General features: G+C 71.7%; 16 protein-coding genes and 2 pseudogenes. 15 read left to right on the forward strand and 3 right to left on the reverse strand.

The window, feature by feature from the left end:
* Positions 1-2 precede the first annotated feature (2 nt).
* From MVG78_RS17715 to lpxC, 9 genes and pseudogenes are all read left to right on the forward strand, one after another.
* A complete protein-coding gene (locus tag MVG78_RS17715; protein ID WP_247554074.1) occupies positions 3-1,142 on the forward strand; it encodes an FtsW/RodA/SpoVE family cell cycle protein in 1,140 nt (379 codons plus the stop codon).
* Entirely contained in the window at positions 1,139-2,299 is a 1,161-nt protein-coding gene (locus tag MVG78_RS17720) for a UDP-N-acetylglucosamine--N-acetylmuramyl-(pentapeptide) pyrophosphoryl-undecaprenol N-acetylglucosamine transferase (protein WP_247554076.1), read from the forward strand. The genes MVG78_RS17715 and MVG78_RS17720 overlap by 4 nt, the downstream gene beginning before the upstream one ends.
* A 15-nt stretch (positions 2,300-2,314) precedes the next feature.
* Positions 2,315-3,784: a UDP-N-acetylmuramate--L-alanine ligase gene (gene murC / locus MVG78_RS17725; RefSeq protein ID WP_247554078.1), complete on the forward strand. Its 1,470-nt coding sequence runs from the start codon at positions 2,315-2,317 to the stop codon at positions 3,782-3,784.
* A gap of 19 nt (positions 3,785-3,803) precedes the next feature.
* A complete protein-coding gene (gene murB / locus MVG78_RS17730) occupies positions 3,804-4,760 on the forward strand; it encodes a UDP-N-acetylmuramate dehydrogenase (protein ID WP_247554080.1) in 957 nt (318 codons plus the stop codon).
* Positions 4,711-5,706 carry a D-alanine--D-alanine ligase gene (locus MVG78_RS17735; protein WP_428480692.1) on the forward strand — a complete coding sequence of 332 codons (996 nt, stop codon included), beginning with the start codon at positions 4,711-4,713 and terminating at the stop codon, positions 5,704-5,706. Before murB ends, MVG78_RS17735 begins: the two co-directional genes overlap by 50 nt.
* Positions 5,696-6,532 (forward strand): cell division protein FtsQ/DivIB, encoded by an 837-nt coding sequence (locus MVG78_RS17740; RefSeq protein WP_247554081.1) that lies wholly within the window; start codon positions 5,696-5,698, stop codon positions 6,530-6,532. The genes MVG78_RS17735 and MVG78_RS17740 overlap by 11 nt, the downstream gene beginning before the upstream one ends.
* On the forward strand, positions 6,529-7,824 hold the full coding sequence (gene ftsA / locus MVG78_RS17745; protein WP_247554083.1) for a cell division protein FtsA: 1,296 nt from the start codon (positions 6,529-6,531) through the stop codon (positions 7,822-7,824). The genes MVG78_RS17740 and ftsA overlap by 4 nt, the downstream gene beginning before the upstream one ends.
* A gap of 74 nt (positions 7,825-7,898) precedes the next feature.
* Positions 7,899-9,495 (forward strand): annotated as a pseudogene (gene ftsZ / locus MVG78_RS17750) (cell division protein FtsZ).
* 251 nt (positions 9,496-9,746) lie between these two features.
* Entirely contained in the window at positions 9,747-10,703 is a 957-nt protein-coding gene (lpxC, locus tag MVG78_RS17755) for a UDP-3-O-acyl-N-acetylglucosamine deacetylase (protein WP_247554085.1), read from the forward strand.
* Between the two features lie 51 nt (positions 10,704-10,754).
* Here the strand turns inward: lpxC and MVG78_RS17760 are convergent, their stop codons facing one another.
* A complete protein-coding gene (locus tag MVG78_RS17760) occupies positions 10,755-11,258 on the reverse strand; it encodes a GNAT family N-acetyltransferase (RefSeq protein WP_282615073.1) in 504 nt (167 codons plus the stop codon).
* 155 nt (positions 11,259-11,413) lie between these two features.
* Here MVG78_RS17760 and MVG78_RS17765 point away from each other — a divergent pair.
* The 5 genes and pseudogenes from MVG78_RS17765 to MVG78_RS17785 all read left to right on the forward strand — a co-directional run.
* Positions 11,414-12,163 (forward strand): annotated as a pseudogene (locus MVG78_RS17765) (outer membrane protein assembly factor BamD); the annotation flags it as partial.
* A gap of 219 nt (positions 12,164-12,382) precedes the next feature.
* On the forward strand, positions 12,383-14,074 hold the full coding sequence (gene recN, locus MVG78_RS17770; protein WP_247560502.1) for a DNA repair protein RecN: 1,692 nt from the start codon (positions 12,383-12,385) through the stop codon (positions 14,072-14,074).
* Positions 14,075-14,265: 191 nt separating this feature from the next.
* Complete coding sequence (locus tag MVG78_RS17775) at positions 14,266-15,351, forward strand: major royal jelly family protein (protein WP_247554089.1); 1,086 nt, start codon at positions 14,266-14,268, stop codon at positions 15,349-15,351.
* A 208-nt stretch (positions 15,352-15,559) separates the two neighbouring features.
* Positions 15,560-17,737 carry an NAD-dependent DNA ligase LigA gene (gene ligA / locus MVG78_RS17780; protein ID WP_247554091.1) on the forward strand — a complete coding sequence of 726 codons (2,178 nt, stop codon included), beginning with the start codon at positions 15,560-15,562 and terminating at the stop codon, positions 17,735-17,737.
* Between the two features lie 186 nt (positions 17,738-17,923).
* Positions 17,924-19,939, forward strand: a complete 2,016-nt coding sequence (locus tag MVG78_RS17785; protein WP_247554093.1) for a hypothetical protein — start codon at positions 17,924-17,926, stop codon at positions 19,937-19,939.
* A 102-nt stretch (positions 19,940-20,041) separates the two neighbouring features.
* On the opposite strand, the gene MVG78_RS17790 is transcribed toward MVG78_RS17785, so the two are convergent.
* Both MVG78_RS17790 and MVG78_RS17795 read right to left on the reverse strand, forming a co-directional pair.
* Complete coding sequence (locus MVG78_RS17790) at positions 20,042-20,530, reverse strand: DUF1269 domain-containing protein (protein ID WP_247554095.1); 489 nt, start codon at positions 20,528-20,530, stop codon at positions 20,042-20,044.
* A 192-nt stretch (positions 20,531-20,722) separates the two neighbouring features.
* Positions 20,723-22,030, reverse strand: coding sequence for an MFS transporter (locus MVG78_RS17795; RefSeq protein WP_247554097.1), 1,308 nt, complete (start codon positions 22,028-22,030; stop codon positions 20,723-20,725).
* A 250-nt stretch (positions 22,031-22,280) separates the two neighbouring features.
* On the opposite strand from MVG78_RS17795, the gene MVG78_RS17800 reads away from it, so the two are divergent.
* Complete coding sequence (locus tag MVG78_RS17800; protein WP_247554099.1) at positions 22,281-22,952, forward strand: LysE family translocator; 672 nt, start codon at positions 22,281-22,283, stop codon at positions 22,950-22,952.
* The last annotated feature ends 29 nt before the right edge of the window (positions 22,953-22,981 follow it).

Genomic DNA, 22,981 nt, shown 5'->3' on the forward strand with positions numbered 1-22,981 from the left:
GCATGTCCTTCTCGCGCGCGGATTCCTCGGTCCTGGGACGCTGGTGGTGGACGGTGGACCGCTGGACCCTGGCGGCCATCTTCATCCTGGTGGGCTTCGGCTATGTGATGATGCTGGCCGCCTCCCCGGCGGTGGCGGAACGCATCGGCGCCTCCTCGCGCGATTTCTTCATCTGGCGGCAGGTCGGCTATCTCGCCCTCTCCATCGCCCTGATGATCACGGTCTCCCTGCTCTCGCCCCGGCAGGTGCGGCGGCTGGCCATCCTGGGCTTCGGGGTCGGCCTGGCGCTCACCGCCGCGACCCTGGTGGTGGGCGTGGAGATCAAGGGCGGCCGCCGCTGGCTGCCGATCCCCGGCCTGTCGCTGCAGCCCTCGGAATTCCTCAAGCCCTGCTTCGCCATCGTCGCCGCCTGGCTGCTGGCCGAGGTGCTCGGCCCCGGCCCCGTCTCCCGCTGGGCCGGCTGGCTGATCGCCGGGGCCTGCTGGCTGGTGATCGCCTTCCTGCTCAAGAGCCAGCCGGATATCGGCATGCTCCTGGTGGTGACCTCGGTCTTCTTCACCCAGCTCTTCATCGCCGGCCTGCCGGTACTGCTGGTCGGCGCGCTGGGCGGGCTCGGCGCGCTGGGCGGCGTGGGCGCCTATCTGACCCTGCCGCATGTGCGCTCCCGCGTGGAACGCTTCCTCGACCCCTCCACCGGCGACAACTACCAGGTGAACGTGGCGCTGGAAGCCTTCGGCAATGGCGGGCTGATGGGCACCGGCCCCGGCGAGGGCCGCATCAAGAACGTGCTGCCCGACGCCCATGCCGACTTCGTCTTCGCCGTGATGGGAGAGGAGTTCGGCATGATCGTCTGTGCCCTGCTGATCGCGGTCTTCATGTTCATCGTGGTGCGCGGCATGCTGCGCCTGCTGGCGGAGACCGACCTTTTCGTCATCCTGGCCGCCACCGGGCTGCTGACCCAGTTCGGGCTGCAGGCCTTCATCAACATGGGCTCCACCCTGCATCTGATCCCGACCAAGGGCATGACCCTGCCCTTCGTCTCCTATGGCGGCTCCTCCTCGCTCGCCATCGCGCTGGGGCTGGGCTTCCTGCTGGCGCTCACCCGCCGCCGCAGCGGCCGGGCGATGGAGGAGGCCCTGTGAGGGGCCCGGCCGTCCGCAGCTTCGTCGTCGCCGCCGGGGGCACTGGCGGCCATGTCTTCCCGGCCGAGGCCCTGGCCGCGGAGCTGACCGCGCGCGGCGAGCGCGTGGTGCTGATGACCGATGCCCGCTCCGGCGCCCTGATGGAGAAGGGCGGCACCCGCTTCGAGGGGATGGACCGCTTCATCCTGCCCGGCGCCGGGCTGGCCGGGCGCGGCGCCCGCCGTGCCGCCGCCGGGGCGCTGGCCCTGGCGCGCGGCACGATCCAGGCGCGGCAACTGCTGGCCAGGCTGAACCCGGCGGCGGTGATCGGCTTCGGCGGCTATCCCTCCGTGCCGCCCATCCTCGCCGCCCGGCTGCTCCCCGCCACCCGCCGCCCCGTGGTGGTGCTGCACGAGCAGAATGCCGTGCTGGGCCGGGCCAACCGCTTCCTGTCGCGCGGCGCGGACCTGCTGGCCCTGGTCTTCGAGGATACGGGCCGCATCCCGGAGGGCGTGGCGACCGAGGTGGTCGGCAACCCCGTCCGCCCGGCGATCCGTGCCCTGGCCGGGCAGGGCTTCCTTTCCCCCGCCGCCGAGGCACCCTTTCACCTGCTGGTCCTGGGTGGCAGCCTGGGCGCCCGGGTCTTCGCCGATGTGGTGCCGGAGGCCATCGCCCGCCTCGCGCCGGAACAGCGCGCCCGGCTGCGCGTCACCCAGCAGTGCCGGGCCGAGGATCTGGAGCGCACCCGGAGCGCCTATGCCGGGGCCGGGGTGGCGGCGGAACTCGCCCCCTTCTTCCCCGATGTCGCGGGCCTGTACCGGAACGCGCATCTGGTGATCTCGCGCGCCGGCGCCTCCTCCGTGGCGGAGCTGGCCTGCGCCGGCCGCCCCGCCATCCTGGTCCCGCTCCCCGGCGCCATCGACGACCACCAGAGCGCCAATGCCCGCGCGATGGCCGCTTCCGGCGCCGCCGAGGTGATGTTGCAGGCGGGAAACCAGGCCGGGAATCCGGACGGTTTCACGCCCGGGGCGCTCGCTTCGGCGTTGACCGCCCGGCTGGAAGACCCTACCCGCCTCATTCCGGCCGCCGCCGCCGCGGCCGGGCTCGCCCGCCCCGATGCCGCCGCCCTGCTCGCCGACCGCGTGCAGGCCCTGGCGCATTCGCACACGACCCGCTGAGAGGGAGCCCGCCCTATGCGCGCCCTGCCGCTCAATATCGGCCCTATCCATTTCGTCGGCATCGGCGGCATCGGCATGTCGGGCATCGCCCAGGTGCTGCACAATCTCGGCTACCAGGTGCAGGGTTCCGACGTGGCGGAGGGCACCAATATCGCCCGGCTGCGCGAGGCCGGGATGCAGGTCCATATCGGCCACGACGCCGCCAATCTTGGCGATGCCGCCGTGGTCGTCGTCTCCTCCGCCATCAGGCGCGACAACCCGGAACTCCAGGCGGCGCGGGAGCGCATGATCCCGGTCGTCCGCCGGGCCGAGATGCTGGCCGAGCTGATGCGCCTGAAATGGTCCATCGCCATCGGCGGCACGCATGGCAAGACCACCACCACCTCGCTGGTCGCGACGGTGCTGGAGGCCGCGCGCCTCGACCCGACGGTGATCAATGGCGGCATCATCAACGCCTATGGCAACAACACCCGCCTGGGCGAGGGCGACTGGATGGTGGTGGAGGCGGACGAGAGCGACGGCTCCTTCCTCAAGCTGCCCGCCGTGGTCGCCGTGGTCACCAACATGGACCCGGAGCATCTGGACCACTGGGGCACCGCCGAGGCGATGAAGGAAGGCTATGCCCAGTTCGTGGGCAATATCCCCTTCTACGGCTTCGCGGTCCTCTGCGCCGACCACCCGGGGGTGCAGGCGATGATCCCCCGCCTGTCCGACCGCCGCATCGTCACCTACGGCTTCTCCCCCCAGGCCGATGTGCGGGCGGAGCGCGTGATCACCGACCGCATGGGCGCGACCTTCGAGGTCGTGGTGCAGGACCGGCTGAACAAGCGCACCCGCCACCTCAAGCCCTTCCGCCTGCCGATGCTGGGCCAGCACAACGTGCAGAACGCGCTGGCGGCCATCGCGGTCGGCGTGGAGATGGAGGTGCCGGAGGAGACGATCCGCACCGCGCTGGTCGGCTTCAAGGGCGTCAAGCGCCGCTTCACCCGCGTCGGCGATGCCGGCGGCATCCAGGTGATCGACGACTACGGCCACCATCCGGTGGAGATCGCGGCGGTGCTGAAGGCCGCCCGCCAGGCCGGCGCCCGCGACGTGGTCGCGGTGGTGCAGCCGCACCGCTATTCCCGCCTGCAGACCCTCTTCGAGGAGTTCTGCAAGTGCATGAACGACGCCGGCACGGTGATCGTGGCCGATGTCTATCCGGCCGGCGAGGCGCCGATCGAGGGCGTGGACAAGGATGCGCTGGTGGAAGGGCTGCGCGCCCATGGCCATCGCAGCGTCGTCCCCCTGCCCGGCCCGGACTCCCTGGCCGAGATGGTGCATGCCATCGCCCGGCCGGGGGACTATGTGGTCTGCCTGGGCGCCGGCAACATCACCGGCTGGGCCCATGCCCTGCCGGAACAGCTCGCCGAGCTCCAGGCCCGTTCCGGCCCGCGCGACGCCTTCGGCGCCCCGTCCCGCCGCGCCATCGCCAGCGCGCCCTGAGCCGCCCGCCGGACCCGCGATGAGCGCCGCCGCCCCCGCCACACCGGAAAGCGCCGCCTCCGAGCCTGCCCCTCGGCCTGCCGCCCTGCCGGACTGGCTGGCGGGGCTGCGCGGCCGCGTGCAGGCCGGCGCGGTGCTGGGGCCGCAGAGCTGGTTCCGCGTCGGCGGCCCGGCGGAGTTCCTGGTCCGCCCGGCGGATGCGGAGGACCTGCTGGCCCTGCTGCGCGCGAAACCCGCCGCCATGCCGCTCACCGCCATCGGTGCCGCCTCCAACCTCATCCTCCGCGACGGCGGGCTGCGCGGCGTGGTGCTGCGCCTCGCCCGCGGGTTCTCGGAGGTGGCGGTGGAGCCGGACGGCATCACCGCCGGGGCCGCCGTCCTCGATGTCACCCTGGCGGAACACGCCGCCGCCGCCGGCCTGGCCGGGCTGGAATTCCTCTGTGGCATTCCGGGCAGCGTCGGCGGCGCCGTGGCGATGAATGCCGGCGCCTATGGGGTGGAGGTGAAGGACGTCCTCGACTGGGCCGAGATCGCCACGCCGGAGGGCATCCGGCGCCTTTCCGCCGCGGAGCTCGGCTTCGCCTATCGTCGCTCCGCCCTGCCGCCCGGTGGCATCGTCACGCGCGCGAGATTCCGCGCCACGCCGGGCGACTGGTCTGCTATTGCCTCCCGCATGGGGGAGATCCGCGAGAGCCGCGAGGCCAGCCAGCCCGTGCGCGCCCGCACCGGGGGCAGCACTTTCAAGAATCCGCCGGGGCACAGGGCCTGGGCGCTGATCGACGCGGCCGGCTGCCGCGGCCTGCGCCATGGGGCGGCGCAGGTCAGCGAGAAGCACTGCAATTTCCTGCTGAACCTCGGCGGCGCCACCGCCGCCGAGATCGAGGCGCTGGGCGAGATGGTGCGCGCCCGGGTCCTGGCCCATTCCGGTGTGGGGCTGGAATGGGAGATCAAGCGAATGGGGGAGTTCGCTCAATGACGCGCGTCGCTGTTCTTCTGGGGGAATCTCGGCGGAGCGGGAGGTTTCTCTGTCCTCCGGCACGCAATGCGCCGCCGCGCTGGAACAGGCGGGGCACGAGGTCACCCGCATCGAGGTGGGCCAGGACCCCGCCGTGCTGATCCAGGCGCTGCGGGACGCGAAGCCCGATGTGGTGTTCAACGCCCTGCACGGGCGCTTCGGCGAGGATGGCTGCGTCCAGGGCATCCTGGACTGGCTCGGCATCCCCTACACGCATTCGGGGGTGCGCGCCTCGGCGATGGCGATGAACAAGGCCGCCGCCAAGGCCGCCTTCACCGCCGCCGGCCTGCCCGTGGCGCCGCACCGGCTGATCGAGGCGGCGGAGCTGGAGGAGGCCGATCCCCTCCCCACGCCCTATGTCATCAAGCCGGTCGAGGAAGGCTCCTCGGTCGGGGTGCACATCATCAAGGGCGGCGACAACCGGCGCGCGGAGATCGCCCGCTCCTGGCGCTACGGCACCATCATGGCCGAGCCCTATATCCCGGGGCGCGAGCTGACCGTCGCGGTGATGGGCGACCGGGCGCTGGAAGTCACCGAGATCAACGCCGAGGCGGGCGAGTTCTACGACTACGACTCCAAATACGCCCATGGCGGCTCCCGCCACACCCTCCCCGCCCCCGTGCCGCCGGCGATCCGCGCCCGGGCGCTGGAGGTGGCGCTGCACGCCCACCGGGCGCTCGGCTGCCGCGGCGTCTCGCGCTCCGACTTCCGCTATGACGACACCGGGGAGGGCGAGGGCCGCCTCGTGCTGCTGGAGGTCAATACCCAGCCCGGCATGACGCCCACTTCGCTGGTGCCGGAGCAGGCGGCGCATCACGGCATCGCCTTCCCCGAGCTCTGCGACTGGATCATCTCCCAGGCCCGCCATGACGGGCTGCGCCCCGACGGGTTACGCCATGCCGCGTGAGCCGCAGCGGCCCTCCGGGCTGCGCCTCTGGCTCCGGCGCCGGCGGGGCCTGCTCCGCCCGGTCCTGCGCGCCGGGGTGGCCGTGGCCCTGCTCGGCGTGGTGGTGATGGGCGTCTCCGCCTTCGCCCCCGCGGGCGGGCTGTTGCAGTTCGGCTCGGGCTTCACCTCCGCCGCGCGCGATGCGGGCCTGAAGATCACCGAAATCCGGATCGAGGGCGCCGAGAACATGCCGGAGCCGCGTATCCGCGCCGCGCTCGGCGTGAAGACCGGCGACCCGACCCTCGCCTTCTCCCCCGATGCCGCCCGCCAGGCGCTGGAGGCCCTGCCCTGGATCGCGCAGGCCGAGGTGGAGCGCCGCCTGCCCGGCACGGTGGTGGTGCGCGTCACCGAGCGCCGCCCCTTCGCCATCTGGCAGAACCAGGGCCGCTTCTCCGTGGTGGACCGCTCCGGCAAGGTGGTGGCGACCGACCGGCTCGACGCCTTCGGCCCGCTGCCGCTGATCGTCGGGGCCGGCGCGGAGAAATACGCCGCCGCCCTCTACGACCAGTTGCGCGAGGCCCCCGACGTGCTGGCCCGCACCCAGGCGCTGGTGCGTATCGGTGAGCGGCGCTGGAACCTGCATCTCTCCAACGGGATGGACGTACTGCTGCCGGAGGGTGAGGAGAAGGCCGCGATCCGCCGCCTCGCGGACCTGCAGAAGCGCAACGCGCTGCTCGACCGCCCGCTCGTTTCCGTGGACATGCGCCTGCCTGACCGGCTGGTGGTGCGCCAGGCGAATGCCCCCGCCCCGCCCACCGAGGCCAAGCGCGGGAGCGGCAAGGGGTGAACGAACTGACGCGCATCCCGCCCCAGCTCGAACCCGTCGCCCGGCCGCGCCGCCGGCCCCGCGCACGCTCGGGCATCTACGGCGTGCTCGACATCGGCAGCACCAAGACCGCCTGCATGATCGCGCGCGTCGATCCCGACGGCCTGCCGCGCGTGCTGGGCCATGGCTGGAAGCGCGCCGGGGGCATGAAGGGCGGCAATGTCGTCGATCTCGCCGAGGCCGAGCGCGCCGTGCGCGATGCCGTGGCCGCGGCGGAGGAGATGGCCGACCACAAGCTTCCGGGCGTCATCTGCAACCTGTCCTGCGGCCAGCCGGAAAGCCGCGTGCAGAACCTGCACTGGACCATCGGCGGCCGTGCCGTCACCGAGGCCGACCTGCGCGCCCTGCTCTATGACGGCCGCCGCCGCGCCGCCGAGGAAGGGCGCGAGAGCGTGCACGCCATCCCGCTCGGCTTCACCATCGACGCGACGCCCGGCGTGGACGATCCGCGCAAGATGATCTGCGACACGCTGGGCGCGAAGCTTCACCTCGTCAGCGCCTCCTCCGCCTCGCTGCGCAATCTCGGCGCCACCCTCGCCGCGCTGGACCTGGAGATCGAGGAGCTGGTCTCCGCCCCCTTCGCCGCGGCGCTCGCTGTGCTGGTGGAGGACGAGAAGGAACTGGGCGCCACGGTGGTGGACATGGGGGGCGGCTGCACCAGCCTTTCGGTGATCCAGGACCACCATCTCCTCTACACCGCGCAGGTCCCGGTCGGCGGCTGGCAGGTGACCAACGACCTGGCGCGCGGCCTCGCCACGCCGATCGCGCAGGCGGAGCGCATCAAGGCCCTGTATGGCGGCGTCGTCGCCACCGCCGAGGACGAGAAGGAGATGCTGGTCATCCCGCAGGTGGGCGAGGACGAGGACCACATCGCCCGCGTGCCGCGTGCCATGGTGATGAACATCGTGCGCCCGCGCCTGGAGGAGACGCTGGAGCTCGTGCGCGACCGGATCGAGGCGGCGGGGCTCGGCCCCGAGGTCGGTTCGCGCGTCGTTCTCACCGGCGGCGCCAGCCAGATCGTCGGCGTGCGCGAACTGGCGGCGCGAATCCTCGACCGCCAGGTCCGTCTCGCGAAGCCGCATCCGGTGCGCGGCCTGCCAGAAAATATGCAAACGCCCGATTTCGCGACAACGCTGGGGCTTCTCTCATGGGGTGCGGGCGAGGGACGCCCGACACTCGACCTCGACATGGGCGGAATCGCGCCGCGCGGCAAATTTGCGCGCTTCGTGAACTGGCTAAGGGATCGTGTCTGAGGCAAACTGCCGGCGGGGACAGTTCTTTTCCGGATTCACGTCCGGATTCATGCGTTGCCAAGGGGGCTACGCCGATGACTCTCAACCTGACGATGCCTCGTCAGCAGCACACCGATTTCTCGCCGCGGATCACCGTGGTCGGCGTCGGTGGTGCGGGTTGCAATGCCGTCAACAACATGATCGCCATGGGACTCGATGGGGTCGAGTTCCTGGTGACCAACACCGACGCGCAGGCGCTGCTGAACAGCCGCGCGGAGCGTCGCGTGCAGCTCGGCCCGCATCTGACGCAGGGCCTGGGCGCCGGCGCGAAGCCCGAGATCGGCCGTGCCGCGGCGGAAGAGGCGACCGAGGATCTCGCGCGTCATCTCGAAGGCGTGCACATGGTCTTCATCACCGCCGGCATGGGCGGTGGCACGCACGGGCGCGGCCCCGGTGATCGCGCGCATGGCGCGTGAGCGCGGCGTGCTGACCGTCGGCGTGGTGACGAAGCCCTTCGACTTCGAGGGACCCAAGCGCCGCCGCGCGGCCGATATGGGCCTCGACGAGTTGCAGCAGTATGTCGATACGCTGATCGTCATTCCGAACCAGAACCTGTTCAGGAAGGCCAACGAGCGCACCACCTTCGCCGAGGCCTTCAAGATGGCCGACGACGTCCTCTACATGGGCGTGCGCGGCGTGACCGACCTGATGGTCAATCCCGGCCTGGTGAACCTGGACTTCGCCGATATCCGCACCGTGATGGCGGAGATGGGCAAGGCCATGATGGGCACCGGCGAGGCCGAGGGCGATGACCGCGCGGTGAAGGCGGCCGAGGCCGCGATCAGCAACCCGCTGCTGGAGGATACCTCCATGCGCGGCGCCCGCGGCGTGCTGATCAACATCACCGGCGGCTGGGACATGACCCTGTTCGAGGTGGACGAGGCCGCGAACCGCATCCGCAAGGAAGTGGACGAGGAAGCCAACATCATCTTCGGTTCCTCGGTGGACGAGGAGATGAACGGCCGCCTGCGCGTGTCCGTCGTGGCGACGGGCATCGACGCCGAGGTCGAGGAAGCCCTGGCCGAGGCGCCGAAGCTGGTCGCCATCGGCGGCGGCGCGGTGCATGCGGTGGGCGGGGCGAACCTGCCCGGCGCCGGCGCGCATCCGGCCCCGGGCACGCCGATGGCGCGGACCGGTGGTCCCGGCGCGCTCTCCCGCCCCGCGACCACCGCGGGCGCGCCCTCGGGGCACACCGTCGCCCCGGCGCCGGTCTCGATGACGCCGCCTTCGCTGCGCACCGCCGTGACGCCCAGCATGACCCCGGGCGTGGCGCCGGGCCCGCGCCTCGCCGTGAACCGTCAGGCGGAGCCGCAGGCGCCGTCCGCCGAGGCCCCGGCCCATCATGAGGCCGAGCCGGGCCCGCAGCCGACCGCTGAGCCCGTGCTGCGTGGCCCCATGTCGGCGCCCCTGGCCCCGCCGCGCCCGCCGGCCTCCCCCGCGCCTGGCGCCACCCCGGGTGGGCTGAACCGCCTGTTCCGCCAGGCGACCGGGCTGATGAAGCGCAGCCTGCCGGAGGAGGCCACGGCCCCCGCGCCGCAGCCGCAGCGCGCGGAGGAAGCCCACCGCGCCCCGCCGCAGGCCGAGACCGGGCTGGACATCCCGGCCTTCCTGCGCCGCCAGAAGAACAACTGACGCCCGACGCAGGGGGCCGCCGATCCGGCCCCCTCAGGCCGATTGGCCACCCTCGCAGGACGGCCAGCAGATCCAGGAACCCGCCCGAAGATTTCGGGCGGGTTTTTTCATGTGCAATAACTATGCATATTCAATGACTTAGCGAGAAATATTGAGAAACAAGGCTTGAATGGCGCTTCCCCTCGGCCGGTGCCAGTTTCCAGTTGTGGCGGCAGCAAGGCCGTCGGCAGAAAACAGGTTCCAACACTTCAATGGACGGTTCCCTCCTTTCCGTGACCGGTGCCCGCAAGACCCTCAAGGCCTCCATCGGCTGCGTCGGGACTGGCCTGCACTCCGGTGACCGCGTCAGCCTCACGCTGCGCCCGGCCGAGGCGGGGACGGGGATCCTGTTCCGCCGCACCGACCTGGGTGTGGACATCCCGGCCCGCTACGACCTCGTCACCGACACCCGCCTCTGCACCGCGCTGACCTGCCTCACCCCCGCCGGCGAGGCACGGATCGGCACGGTGGAGCATGTGCTGGCCGCCCTGGCCGGCTGCGGCGTGGACGACTGCATCATCGAGGTCGATGCCCCCGAGATCCCGATCCTGGACGGCTCTGCCGCGCCCTTCGTCTTCCTGATCGACTGCGCCGGCGTCACGGCCGCCGCCCCTTATGCGCCGCGCGATACGATCGAGGTGCTGAAGCCCATCCGCGTCGAGGAAGGCTCCGCCTGGGCCGAGCTGCACCCGAACAGCCGCCGCGGCATGGAGATCTCCCTCGCCATCGCCTTCGAGGGCACGGCCGTCGGCCGGCAGGACCTGTCCCTGCCCGTGACGCCGGATTCCTTCCGCGAGGTCCTGGCCGATGCCCGCACCTTCACCATGGCGGAGGACGTGGCCCGGCTGCGCGCCGTCGGCCTCGCCCGTGGCGGCTCGCTCGCCAATGCCGTGGTGGTGGACGGCCCGCTGGTGCTGAACCCGGGCGGGCTGCGCCACCCGCAGGAATTCGTGCGGCACAAGATGATGGATGTGGTGGGCGACCTCTTCCTGGCCGGCGCACCGCTGCGGGCCTGCTTCCGCGGCCACAAGTCGGGCCACAGCCTGAACAACCGCCTGCTGCGCGCCCTCTTTGCCGACCCGACCGCCTGGCGCATCGATTCCCAGGCCACTGAGAACGCCAGCGCCGCGGCCAACGCCCGCCTCCCCCTGGCCGCCGCTCCCGCCTGACGTGGCGCCGCCGCTCCCGTCGCGGGAGAGGCGACGACGCCTGGGCTGCCTCTAGGCCAGCCGGAGAACCATGGCGACCCGCTTCCCCAGCCTGTCGAGCCTGGCCTCCGAACGGCGCAGCGTCCTCAGTTCCTCCCCCATGACCCTCTCTGGCATCTCCCGGAACCCCAGCCGCCGGTAGAAGGGAGCATTGAAAGGCAGGTGCAGGAACGTCGTCAGGCTTGCTTCCTGGAAGCCGCTCCCCTTGGCCCAATCCAGGAAGCAGCGCATCAGGGACCGCCCGATCCCCCGGCGGGCGGCCCCTGTGCGCACCGAAATCTCCCGAAGATGAGCCCGTCCCCCGACCACCCCGGCCACCGCGAAACCCAGGATCTCCCCCTCCGGGTCCACCGCCACCCAGGCATGCCCCGCCGCCACCGCTTCCTCCCAGGCGGCCGGCGGGGCCGGCTCGGCCTCCGCCAGCACCGCCATCCCCACGGCACGGAAGGCCCGCGCCGCGTCGCGCTCCACCGCCGGCAGCAGCGCCGCCCCCCCGTCCCGCGCCACGCGCACCACGCAGTCCAATCCTTCCTCCCCACCACCCCATGGCAACCGGCCCGGCCACTGATCCGGGGCGCCGGGCGCCAGGCTACCCCATCCCTTCGTCATCCGCGCTGCTTTCGGCCCCTGCCGGCGCCCCGCAGCCGTGTTATAGGGCGCTCACCATGCGCATGATCGCCACGCTCCGCCGCTCCCTCCCGCGCCAGGCCCGCAGCGCGCCGCGCCGGGTTCCCCGCCGGGCCCCCTTCTGGGCGCTGCTGCTGCTGCCTCTGCTTCTGCCGGGCTGCGGGCTGATCGACCAGTGGGACGGCAAGTCCTCCTCCCTGACCACCAAGCCGGACGGCTCCTCCCTGGGCACGCCCGAGGAACTCTACGCCGCCGGCATGGACGCGCTGAAACAGGAGAAGCCCGCCCAGGCGGTGGAGCTCTTCGAGACGGTGGAGCGCGAGCACCCCTATTCCACCTGGGCCACCAATGCCCGGCTGATGACCGGCTATGCGGAATATTCCCGCAACCGCTACACCGAGGCGCTGACGGCGCTGGACCGCTTCATCCAGCTCCACCCCGCGCATCGCGACATCGCCTATGCCTACTATCTGCGCGCCCTCTCCTACTATGAGCAGATCAACGACGCGCAGCGCGACCAGACCTCCAGCAACACGGCCATCACCGCGCTGCAGGACGTGGTGAACCGCTTCCCGAACACGCCCTATGCCCGCGATGCGCGCCTGAAGATCGACCTCGCCCGCGACCACCTCGCCGGGCATGAGATGTCGATCGGCCGCTTCTACCAGCAGCGCGGCCTCTATGCCGCCGCGATCGGCCGCTTCCGCAACGTGGTGGACAACTACCAGACCACGAACCACGTGCCGGAGGCGCTGCACCGCCTGACCGAGATCTACCTGGCGATGGGACTCACGGACGAGGCCCGCAAGACCGCCTCCGTGCTCGGCCACAACTATCCGGGCAACCCCTGGTACCAGGACAGCTACGCCATGCTGGTGGAAGGCGCCCCCCTGCCCAGGGTGATGAGCGCCCGGGCTTCTTCCGGCGGGCCCTCAACACCATCTTCTGACCTCCCACGAACCTTCCGGGGATGGCGCCGCAGGTGCCACCCCCGTGCCTTCCGCGGAGCCCGCTTGCTCGCCTCCCTTTCGATCCGCGACGTGGTGCTCATCGAGCGCCTGGACCTGCGATTCGGCCCCGGCCTGACGGTGCTGACCGGCGAGACCGGGGCCGGTAAGTCGATCCTGCTGGACAGCCTGGGCCTCGCCCTGGGCCAGCGGGCCGAATCCGGCATGGTCCGCGCCGGACAGGCCCAGGCGAGCGTCACCGCCGTCTTCGCCCCCGCCCCCGACCACCCCGCCTTCGCGATGCTCGCCGAGCAGGGCATGGAGGGCGAGGAGGAGATCGTGGTCCGCCGCGTGGTGAACACCGACGGCCGCTCCCGCGCCTTCGTGAACGGGGAGCCGGTGGGCGTCGGCCTGCTGCGCCGCCTCGGCTCCCTGCTCGTCGAGGTCCAGGGCCAGCACGATCAGGTCGGCCTCGCCGATCCGGGCAGCCATGGCGGGCTGCTGGACGCCTTCGGCGGGCTCGAACCGCGCCGCCGCAAGGCCGGCGACGCCTTCCGTGCCTGGAAATCCGCCAGCCGCTCCCTGCGCGAGGCGCAGGAGGCCATCGCCGCCGCCCAGCGGGACGAGGAATGGCTGCGCCACGCCGTGGGTGAGCTTTCCGACCTTGCCCCCGAGGAGGGCGAGGAAGAGGCGCTGGCCAGTGAGCGCCAGCACATGCAGCAGGGCGAGCGCCGCGCCGAGGCCATCGCCTCCGCCCTGGCCGAACTCCAGCCGCGCGACCGGCGCGGCGGCAGCGGCCCCGCCGCCGCGCTGCGCAACGCCGCCCGTGCCCTGGAACGCCTGCCCGCGCCGAACGAGGAGGCCACCCCGGCCGTCTCCGCCCCCTTGGCCGCCCTGGCCGCGGCCCAGGATGCGCTGGCGGAGGCGGAATCCCTGCTGGAGCGCCTGAGCGCCGATTTCGGCCCCGACCCGCGCCGGCTGGAACAGTTGGAGGAACGGCTCTTCGCCCTGCGCGCCGCCGCCCGCAAGCATGCCGTGCCGGTGGTGGAACTGCCCGGACTGCTGCTGCGCCTGAAGGAGCGCCTGGGCGCCCTGGATGCCGGAACCGGCCGCGTGGCGAAGCTGGAGGCCGAGGCCGAAGCTGCCCGTGCCGCCTTCATCGCCGCCGCCGCCGACCTCACCGCTGCCCGCACCAAGGCGGCGCGCGAGCTGGAAAAGGCCGTGGCGCGCGAGCTCGCGCCCCTCAAGCTCGACCGCGCCCGCCTGCATATCGAGATCGTCGCGCGCGAGGAATCCGCCTGGGCCGCCGATGGCGTGGACCGGATCACCTTCCTCGTTTCCACCAATCCCGGGCAGACCCCCGGCCAGCTCGCCAGGATCGCCTCGGGCGGCGAGCTGTCGCGGCTGATGCTGGCGCTGAAGGTCGTCCTCGCCCGGGGCTCGCCCGTGCCCACCCTGGTCTTCGACGAGGTGGACAGCGGCATCGGCGGTGCCACCGCCGCCGCGGTGGGGGAACGCCTGTCGCGCGTCGCGGACCGGCTCCAGGTCCTTGTGGTGACCCATTCGCCGCAGGTCGCCGCCCGCGGCACCTCCCATCTCCGCGTGGCCAAGGGCGTGCGGGGCGACCGGGCCGAGACGCGCGTGGAGCCGCTCGACCTCGGCGCGCGGCGCGAGGAGATCGCCCGCATGCTGGCGGGCGAGACCATCACCGAGGCCGCCCGCGCCGCGGCCGACGACCTGCTGGCGGGGGCCGCCTGATACGGAGTTCCGCCTGACCACCCGGTCCCGGCCTCCTTCCCCAGTGGGGGGAACAGGCCCGGGGCCGATCTTCCCCGGGGCAGGGCACCGGCTCCTCCGGAGCCTGCGGGGCCCCCTTGCCGCCACTTCGCCGTGCTCTCCCACGCGCGGCCGTGTGGCGCCGTCCCGCCCCCTTTCCGATCGAGGACGCGATGAACCGACGCAGCCTGCTCGCCGCCGGCATGACCCTTCCCTTTCTGGCCGCCTGCGCCATGCCCATCCAGAACGGGCTGACCCCGGTGCTGGAATCCGACACGCCGATCCAGGGCGTCACCACCAGCCGGGACGGGCGCGTCTTCGTGGTCTTCGCCCGGCTGGACGGCGGCGAGGGCGCCCGTGTCGCCGAATGGGTGAACGGCCAGTTCCGCCCCTATCCCGACGCCGCCTGGAACGCCTGGCGCCCCGGCGCCGCGCCCAACAACGCCTTCGTCCGCGCCAATGCGCTGCGCATCGGGCCGGAGGGCGATCTCTGGGTGGTGGATACGGGCAGCCCGGGCATCGGCAAGCCCGCCCTGCCCGGCGGGCCGAAGCTGGTGCAGATCGACCTCGCCACCAACAAGGCGAAGCGCATCTACCGGCTGGACGAGCTGACCGGCGAGCGCAGCTTCATCGACGATGTCCGCTTCAACGCGCGCCTCGCCTATGTCACCGATGCCGGGCAGCCCGCGATCATCGTGATGGACCTGGACCGCGGCGCCGGCTGGCGCGTGCTGGAGGGCGATCCCTCCCTCACCGCCCGCCGCCCCCTGACGGCCGAGGGGCAGGAGCTGCGCGGCCCCGATGGCCGCCCGGTCTTCATCCATGCCGACCAGCTGGAAGTCTCGCAGGACGGGCAGTGGCTCTACTACCAGTCCTGCTCCGGCCCCATGTCGCGCATCGCCACCCGCTACATCGACGACCGCAACATCTCCGACAGCGAGCGTGCGCGCCATGTGGAGCCCTGGGCGCAGACCGGCTCCACCGGCGGCACCGCCATCGACGCGGCAGGCAACATCTACGCCAGCGACACAGACAAGCTCGCCATCCTGCGCATCGCGCCGGACCGCACGGTGACCACGCTGGTGCAGGACCCGCGCCTGCTCTGGGTGGATGCGATGTGGATCGACGATGCCGGCGACCTCTGGCTGCCGGCGGCCCAGCTCAACCGCCTCCCCGCCTTCCAGGGCGGCACCTCGCGCGTGGTGCAGCCGGTCCGGGTCTTCAAGTTCGCCCTCGGCGCCCGGCCGGTCCGGCGATAGGAGGTCGCGGCGCCGCGCCCGGGGCCGGTCCCGGGCGGAGGCCCCGCCTTTCGTTGGCGCCGGATGGCATGGCCGGTCTTCAGCCTGATTCCGGGGAACAGGTGGATCGGCGGGGCTATGTGCCTCTCCGTCCGAACACCACCTGCCGCGTTATTCCGCCATCGCCCGCCGATTCCGCTCCCCCTCGATCTGCCCTAGGCCTGCCGCCATGTCCGACCGCATCGAATCGCAGCCTGTCGAGTCGCTCACCGAGGAGGAGGCCCGGGCCGAACTCGCCCGCCTGGCCGGACAGATCGCCGAGGCCGACCTCGCCTATCACCAGCAGGACGCGCCGATCATGTCGGACGCGGCCTATGACGCGCTGCGCCGCCGCAACACCGCGATCGAGGAACGCTTCCCCGCCCTGAAGCGGGAGGACAGCCCGAACGAGGCCCCGCCCGGCGCGGCCCCGGCGGCGGGCTTCGCCAAGAGCCGGCACGGCACGCCGATGCTGAGCCTGGACAATGTCTTCGGCCCGGAGGAGTTCGCCGAATTCGCCGCCCGCATCCGCCGCTTCCTGGGCCTCTCGGCGGAGGAGGTGCTGCGCTTCGTGGGCGAGCCCAAGATCGACGGCCTCTCGGTGAACCTGCTCTACGAGGACGGGCGCTTCGTGCGCGGCGCCACGCGCGGCAACGGCTCGGTGGGCGAGGACATCACCCGCAACCTGGAAACGCTCGACGAACTGCCCCGCGCGCTGCCGGAACCCTTTCCCAAACGCATCGAGATCCGGGGCGAGGTCTTCATGACCAAGCCCGACTTCCTCGCTTTCCATGCCGAGCAGACCCGGCTGAACGAGGAGCGCGAGGCCCGCCGCGCCGCGGGCGAGCCGGTGGGTCCGGCCATCCGCATCCCCGTCAATCCGCGCAATGCCGCCGCCGGCTCGCTGCGCCAGCTTGACCCCACGGTGACGGCGAGCCGCCCCCTGCGCCTCTTCGCCTATGCCCAGGGCGAATCCAGCGAGCCGGTGGCCGAGACCCATTCCGGCTATCTCAGGCGGCTGGAGGAATGGGGCTTCCGGGTGAACCCGCTGTCCCGGCTCCTGCCCGACGAGCACGCCGCCGAGGCTTTCCAGGCGGAGCTGGCGGAAAAGCGCGCCGGCCTCGCCTATGACATCGACGGCGTGGTCTACAAGCTGGACCGGCTGGACTGGCAGAGCCGCCTGGGCTTCGTCGGCCGCGCTCCGCGCTGGGCCATCGCCTGGAAGTTCCCGGCGGAACAGGCCACCACCACGCTCCTCGACATCCAGATCCAGGTCGGCCGCACGGGGGCGCTGACGCCGCGCGCGGTGATGCAGCCGGTGAACGTGGGCGGCGTCATGGTGCAGCATGCCACCCTGCACAACGAGGACGAGATCGCCCGCAAGGATGTCCGCATCGGCGACACGGTGATCCTGCAACGCGCCGGTGACGTGATCCCGCAGATCACCGGCATCGTGCCGGAGAAGCGCCCGAAGTACAGCCAGCCCTTCGTCTTCCCCGACACCTGTCCCGCCTGCGGCTCCCATGCCGTGCGGCCGCCGGGCGAGGTGGTGAAGCGCTGCACCGGCGGGCTGATCTGTCCGGCACAGCAGGTGGAGCGGCTGATCCACTTCGCCTCCCGCAACGCGCTCGATATCGAGGGGCTCGGCATCGAGAACATCGAGTTGCTGCACCGCGAGGGCCTGGTGAACACCCCTGCCGATATCTTCCGCCTCAAGGCCCATACGGAGCGGATGCGCGGCTGGGAGGGCTGGGGCGGCCGCGGAGGGAAGAATCCTTCCGGCAAGGATTCGAAGAAGATCACCAACCTCCTCGCCGCCATCGAGGCGCGCCGGGAGCCGTCGCTGGAACGCTTCCTCTTCGCCCTCGGCATCCGCCGCATCGGCGCGCAGAATGCCCGTCTCCTCGCCCGCCACTACGGCACGGTGGAACACTGGCGCCAGGCCATGCTCGACGCCCGTGTCGTGGGCTCGGAGGCGCGGGAGGACCTGGGCGGCATCCAGGGCATCGGCCCCGCCATCGCGCAGGAGCTGGTGGAGTTCTTCTCCGAACCCCGCAACCTGGAGGCCCTGGACGACCTGCTGCGGGAGGTCCGCCCGCAGCCCGCCGAGGCGGTGGCGGAGGGCGCGCTCTCCGGCAAGAGCATCGTCTTCACCGGCTCGCTGGAAACCATGACGCGGCAGGAGGCGGAGGCCCGCGCCGAATCCCTGGGCGCCAAGGTGGTGAAGAGCGTCTCGAAGAAGACCGATCTCGTGGTGATCGGCACCGATGCCGGCTCCAAGGCCAAGAAGGCGGCGGAACTCGAACTCCGCACCCTCACCGAGGCGGAATGGCGCGAACTGGCCGGGATGGGGACCGGAATGGGCTGAGGGCAGCCTGGCCCTCTGCTGGAGAACACGCTTCACCACTTCGGCGATTCCGCTGGCGCGGACCGTGCTTGAGCGTGATCAGGCCGACCAGCTATCGCGGTGGCGCATGGCTCGTGACAAATCTGCTGTCCAGCCACCAGCTTTAATGTAATTGATCGTCATTCTCAATAAGAAGGCATTCCTCCCTTGTCCGGCTTCACCGCGACGGGCCGCTGGCAACGGGCTGGCTCCCCCAGCTCCCGCACGGCCAGCGAACTGGCGCCAGCCTCCGGCCGGAAGGCCCTGCCGCGCCTGCCGGACGCCCAGCCTTCCGCCGGGACACGAAGCGGCAGCCGCTTCCTGACGGACCGCCTGGCACGCCATGTGCCGGATGTCGTGCTGCTCGCCTTCGTCGTGATCCAGCTGCTGCCCTTCCTGTCTGCCTTCCACCAGGCTGCCGACGACAATTTCTGGCAGTACGTCACCCTGACCGAGCTGGATTCGCCCTGGGATCTCGTTGCCCGCCTCACCCGGATCGCGGAGGACCAGGGACGCATCGGCATGTATCCCGCCATGCCGCTGGTGCTGCTGGGAACCATGCTGCCGGAATACGCCTGGGGCCGGCTGCTGGTGGTCTTCTGCTTTGGCCTGACGCTGCTGGGCTTCTGCCACCTCTTCGCCCGGCGCTTCCGGCTGCCGCTGACCCGCGCCGCGCTGCTGCTCACGGCCTGCATCCTGCCGATGGCGGCGCATCACCTGCCGCCCAATGCCTATCCGGTGATGCTCACCCTGCCGCTGTTGGCCCTGCTGGCGATCCATCTCCAGCTGGCCCGCGCCGGGCGAATCTCCGCGCCGGCCGCCCTGGCCGCCTTCCTGGGCCTTTTCGCCGCGACCCTGTTGCTGGAATACGCGCTGGTGGAGGGGCTGGGGCTGGCCGTGCTGGCGCTGATGACGGCCCGGGCGCGCGGTGGCCGGGAGATGTGGCTGCACGGGGCGGCGCTGCTGGCCTCGGCCTCCGTCCATTTCGGCTACCGCCTGATCTTCCCGAGCCACTATCCGGGCACGATCGCGGAGGCCGTGCCGCTGGCCGACATCCTCCGCCTGCAACTCCTGCACATCGTCAACGGCACCGTCTTCCCGCATCTGTCCCTGGCCGTCCCGTCGCCGGAGGACATCGCGCCCGCTATCCTCCTGCTGGCCTCGGGGGCCTGGCTGGCCGCGCGGCTGCTGCCGGAACTCGCCGCGCGCCTGGACGCCCGGCTGGCCGTCCGGGTCCTGCTCGCCTGCCTCGCCTGGGCTTGGCTCAATACGCTCGCCCATGCCTTCACCCAGAAGTACCAGTCCTGGTGCCGGCACGGGGACTGCACCTATGTCGACTCCCGCCTCTCGGCGCTGAGCCTGGGCATCGCCCTGGCCATCGGCCTCGCCCTGCTGCTCCGTGGCGCGGCGCGGCATGGCCCCGCCCGGACCCGGCAGGCTACGCTGCTCTGCGCGGCCTGCCTGGGCCTGCTCGGCAGCGCCACCTTCCTGCACAACCGTGCCTCCGCCCGGGTCATGGCGGAAAAGGAAGGCGCCTTCGACCTGCTCCGCGAAACGTCCTGCCGGGTGCCGGACCGGATGGGGCGCGATCCGCTGGTGCTGCAGGCGCTGTCGCGCGCCGTTCTCTGGCCGACGGACCCGGGCGGCGCCAGCCGGGCGACCTATCTGGCGACCTACCGGGACGCGCTGCCCCGGCTCGGCCTCGCCTGCCAGCCCATCGCCTTCCGGCCCCGGCCACAGCGGGCCGAGCTGCTCGGCTGGTCCTTCCGTGAGCGCGGGGGACGCTGGTCCCTGGGCGAATCCGCGGTGATGCGCGTCCCCGTCAGGCCGGACACGCTGGGCGCGATCCTGACGCTCTCGGCCTATGTTCCGCCCGGCGGCGCGCCGCAGCGCGTCACCCTCCGCGACGCCGGAGGCCGGACCTGCCAGCTCGCGCTCGAATTCACGAAGGTCCAGCGGGTCTTCCTGCCCTGGCGCGATGCCGCCCCGGGCTCGATGGTGACGCTGCTGCTGGAAACGCCGGATGCCGTCAGCCCCCGGCAGGCCGGGGTGAGCGAGGATGGGCGCGTCCTGGGTGTCTTCCTGTCCGGCGTGAGGCCTGTCCCAACTGCGCCAGGGCGTAACAGGGGTGTGGATGGTCCCGATGCGGCCCTCGATCTGGGCCGCTGCCTGGACGAAGGCTGACCGGCCCGCGACGAAGCGGAAAGCCCCCGCCAGCGGTCCTTGCCGAGGCGGAGGGCCGGCGCCACATGGCCCCGGCCCCCATTCCGGAAGCGATGCGGCGGGTCAGCCCGCCGTCTTCAGCCCCTCGCGCAACCTGTTCTCCTGCTCCGCCGTCAGATTGGTCCGCAGCACCGTCCCGCCGAATTCGGCCATGGCCGGCAGGACCTTGTCCGCCGTGACCTTGCGCACCAGCACGCAGAGCGCCGCGCCGCCCGGCGGCAGCGCCTGGGTGGCATCCTTCAGGAAGTTGTCGTCGATGCCGACATCGGTGAAGTAGCCGCTCAGCGCCCCCGCCCCGGCGCCGACAGCGGTGCCCAGCAGCGGGTTCAGGAAGAGCAGGCCAATCAGCGTACCCCAGAGCGCGCCGGAGGCCGTGCCCGCCAGGGTGGTGTTCACGAGCTGGTTCAGCTTCACATTCCCGTCCGGCTGGCGGACGGCGACCACGGCATCCCCGATCTCGATCAGGTATTCCTTCTGCAGGCTCAGCAGCTTCTGCCGTGCGGCCTCGGCCGTCTGCTCGTCCGGGTAGGCGACGATCACCAGATCCGCCATGTCCAAGCTCCTCCATCTCCCCACGCCGGAGGCCCCGGCGGGATTCGGGGCATAGAAGGCGACAGGAATCCCGGCCTTGCAATCCCGGCCGCTCCGGCATTGAGGGAGGGGCGGACATGCGAAGGGCGGAACCCGCGGGTCCCGCCCCTTCCTCCGCCCTCTTTTCCGCAGGACTGCCCGCGGTGCCCGGGATCACTCCGCCGCGACGGGCGGGGCATAGGCGGCGGCGCGGCGCATGCCATTGGCCACCACCGCGATCAGGCCGATCACCGCGGCCAGGGCGACGTAATGCGCCGGCCCCATCTTGTCGGCCGTCACCAGCATGGTCACCGCCAGCGGCGTCAGGCCGCCGAAGATCGCGTAGGCCACGTTGTAGGAGAAGGAGACGCCGGTGAAGCGCACCGCTCCCGGGAAGGCCCGCACCATCACATAGGGCACCACGTTGATGATCCCCACCGCCGCGCCGGCCAGGGCATAGAGCGGCACCAGATGGCCCGGATTCGCCGCTGTGCCGACATAGAGCGCATAGGTCGAGGCGATCAGCAGCACCGTCCCCACCAGCGCCACCGCCACCGTGTTGAACCGGTCCAGCAGCACACCCACCAGCACGGCGCAGATCGTCAGGGTCAGCGTCGCGAGGCTGCTGCCGATCAGCGTCGTGGTCGCCGGAATGCCGTGCAGGCGCTGCATCAGGGCGGGCGTCATCAGGATCACCACCACGATGGCCGCGGTCAGCATCCAGGTCACCGCCATGGAGATCACCACCGAGGCGCCATGGCCGCGCAGCACCTGCTTCAGCGGCATCTCCTGCACCACCGCCTTGCGGGCGCGCATCGCCTCGAAGACCGGCGTCTCGTGCAGCCAGCGGCGCAGGTACATGGCGATCAGCCCGAACACGCCGCCCACCAGGAAGGGGATGCGCCAGGCGCCGCCCATGATCTCGGCCGGCGTGTAGGCGAGGTTGATCGCCGTCGCCATCAGCGAGCCCAGCAGGATGCCGCCGGTCAGCCCGCCGGTCAGCAGGCCGCAGGCCAGGCCCACGCGGTTGGCCGGGACATGCTCCGCCACGAAGACCCAGGCGCCCGGCGCCTCCCCGCCGATCGCGGCGCCCTGGAAGACGCGCATCACCAGCAGCAGCAGCGGCGCGGCATAGCCGATGCTGGCATAGGTCGGCATCAGCCCGATCAGCAGCGTCGGCACCGCCATCATCAGGATGGAAAGGGAGAACATGCGCTTGCGGCCGGTCTTGTCGCCGAAATGCGCCATGATGATGCCGCCCAGGGGCCGCGCCAGATAGCCGGCGGCGAAGATCCCGAAGGTCTGGATCTGTTCCAGCCAGACCGGCATGTCGGCCGGGAAGAACAGCTTGCCGATGACCGTGGCGAAGAAGACGTAGATGATGAAGTCATAGAATTCGAGAGCGCCGCCGAGCGAGGCGAGGGCGAGGGTCTTGGCGTCCTGGCGTGTCAGGCTTCGGTCTGTCGCGTTCTCGGTCATCATCAAACGTCCATGGCTCGGGCACCCGCGCTCCGGCGGTGGAGGGAAGACGTTTCCTTTCGCGGGTGCGGCGCGGCACGCAATATTGCATCGCGGCACAGCCGCTACCAATGCCACTCCCTCCACTCGGCCCTGCCCCCAGGGCGGGGCTTGGCAGGGCCGAGCCGGGCCGGCGGGCAGCAGCGGCGTTGATGCCGGGGATCAGAATTATGCGTTGGACCCGCGGCGTCACCCGGCGCAGAAAGCGGCTGCCATGCCACTCGATCCCGCCCTGCTCGCCGCCTATCTGCTGGCCTGCCTCGTCCTGGTGCTGACACCGGGGCCGGACATGATGTTCGTACTGGGCCAGACCCTGTCCGGCGGACCGCAGCGGGGCTGGGCGGCGGTGCTGGGCATCGTCTGCGGCGCCTTCTGCCACATCACGGCCGCCGCGCTGGGCGTGGCCGCCATCCTGGCGGCGGAGCCCATGCTCTTCACCCTGCTGCGCCTTGCCGGCGCCGCCTATCTGGTCTGGCTGGGCTTCGGGGCGCTGCGGGCCGCTTGGCGCGGCGAGGCGGGCCTCGCCCCCGCCGTCCAGCCCCTGGAGCCGGGCTCCCGCCCCCGGGACACACGGCTCGGGGGCCAGGGCCGCATCGTGCTCCAGGGCATGCTGACCAACCTGCTGAACCCCAAGGTCGCGCTGTTCTTCCTGGCCTTCCTGCCGCAGTTCGTGGCACCGGGCCTCGCCCCGGCTTGGCTCCAGATGCTGCTGCTGGGCCCGCTCCTGCCCCTCCTGGGCCTGCCACTCTTCGCCGTGCTGATCGCCGGCGCCGGCCGGGCAGTCAGCAGCCTGAACCGCTCCGTCCGCGCCACCCGCTGGCTGAACGGCCTTGCCGGCACGATCTTCCTGGGCCTGGGGCTGCGCCTGCTGCTCGACCGGCGGTAGAGGGAGGCGGAACGCCGCCCCCCTGCCCG

It is taken from the genome of Roseomonas gilardii subsp. gilardii, assembly GCF_023078375.1.
GTDB lineage: Bacteria > Pseudomonadota > Alphaproteobacteria > Acetobacterales > Acetobacteraceae > Roseomonas > Roseomonas gilardii.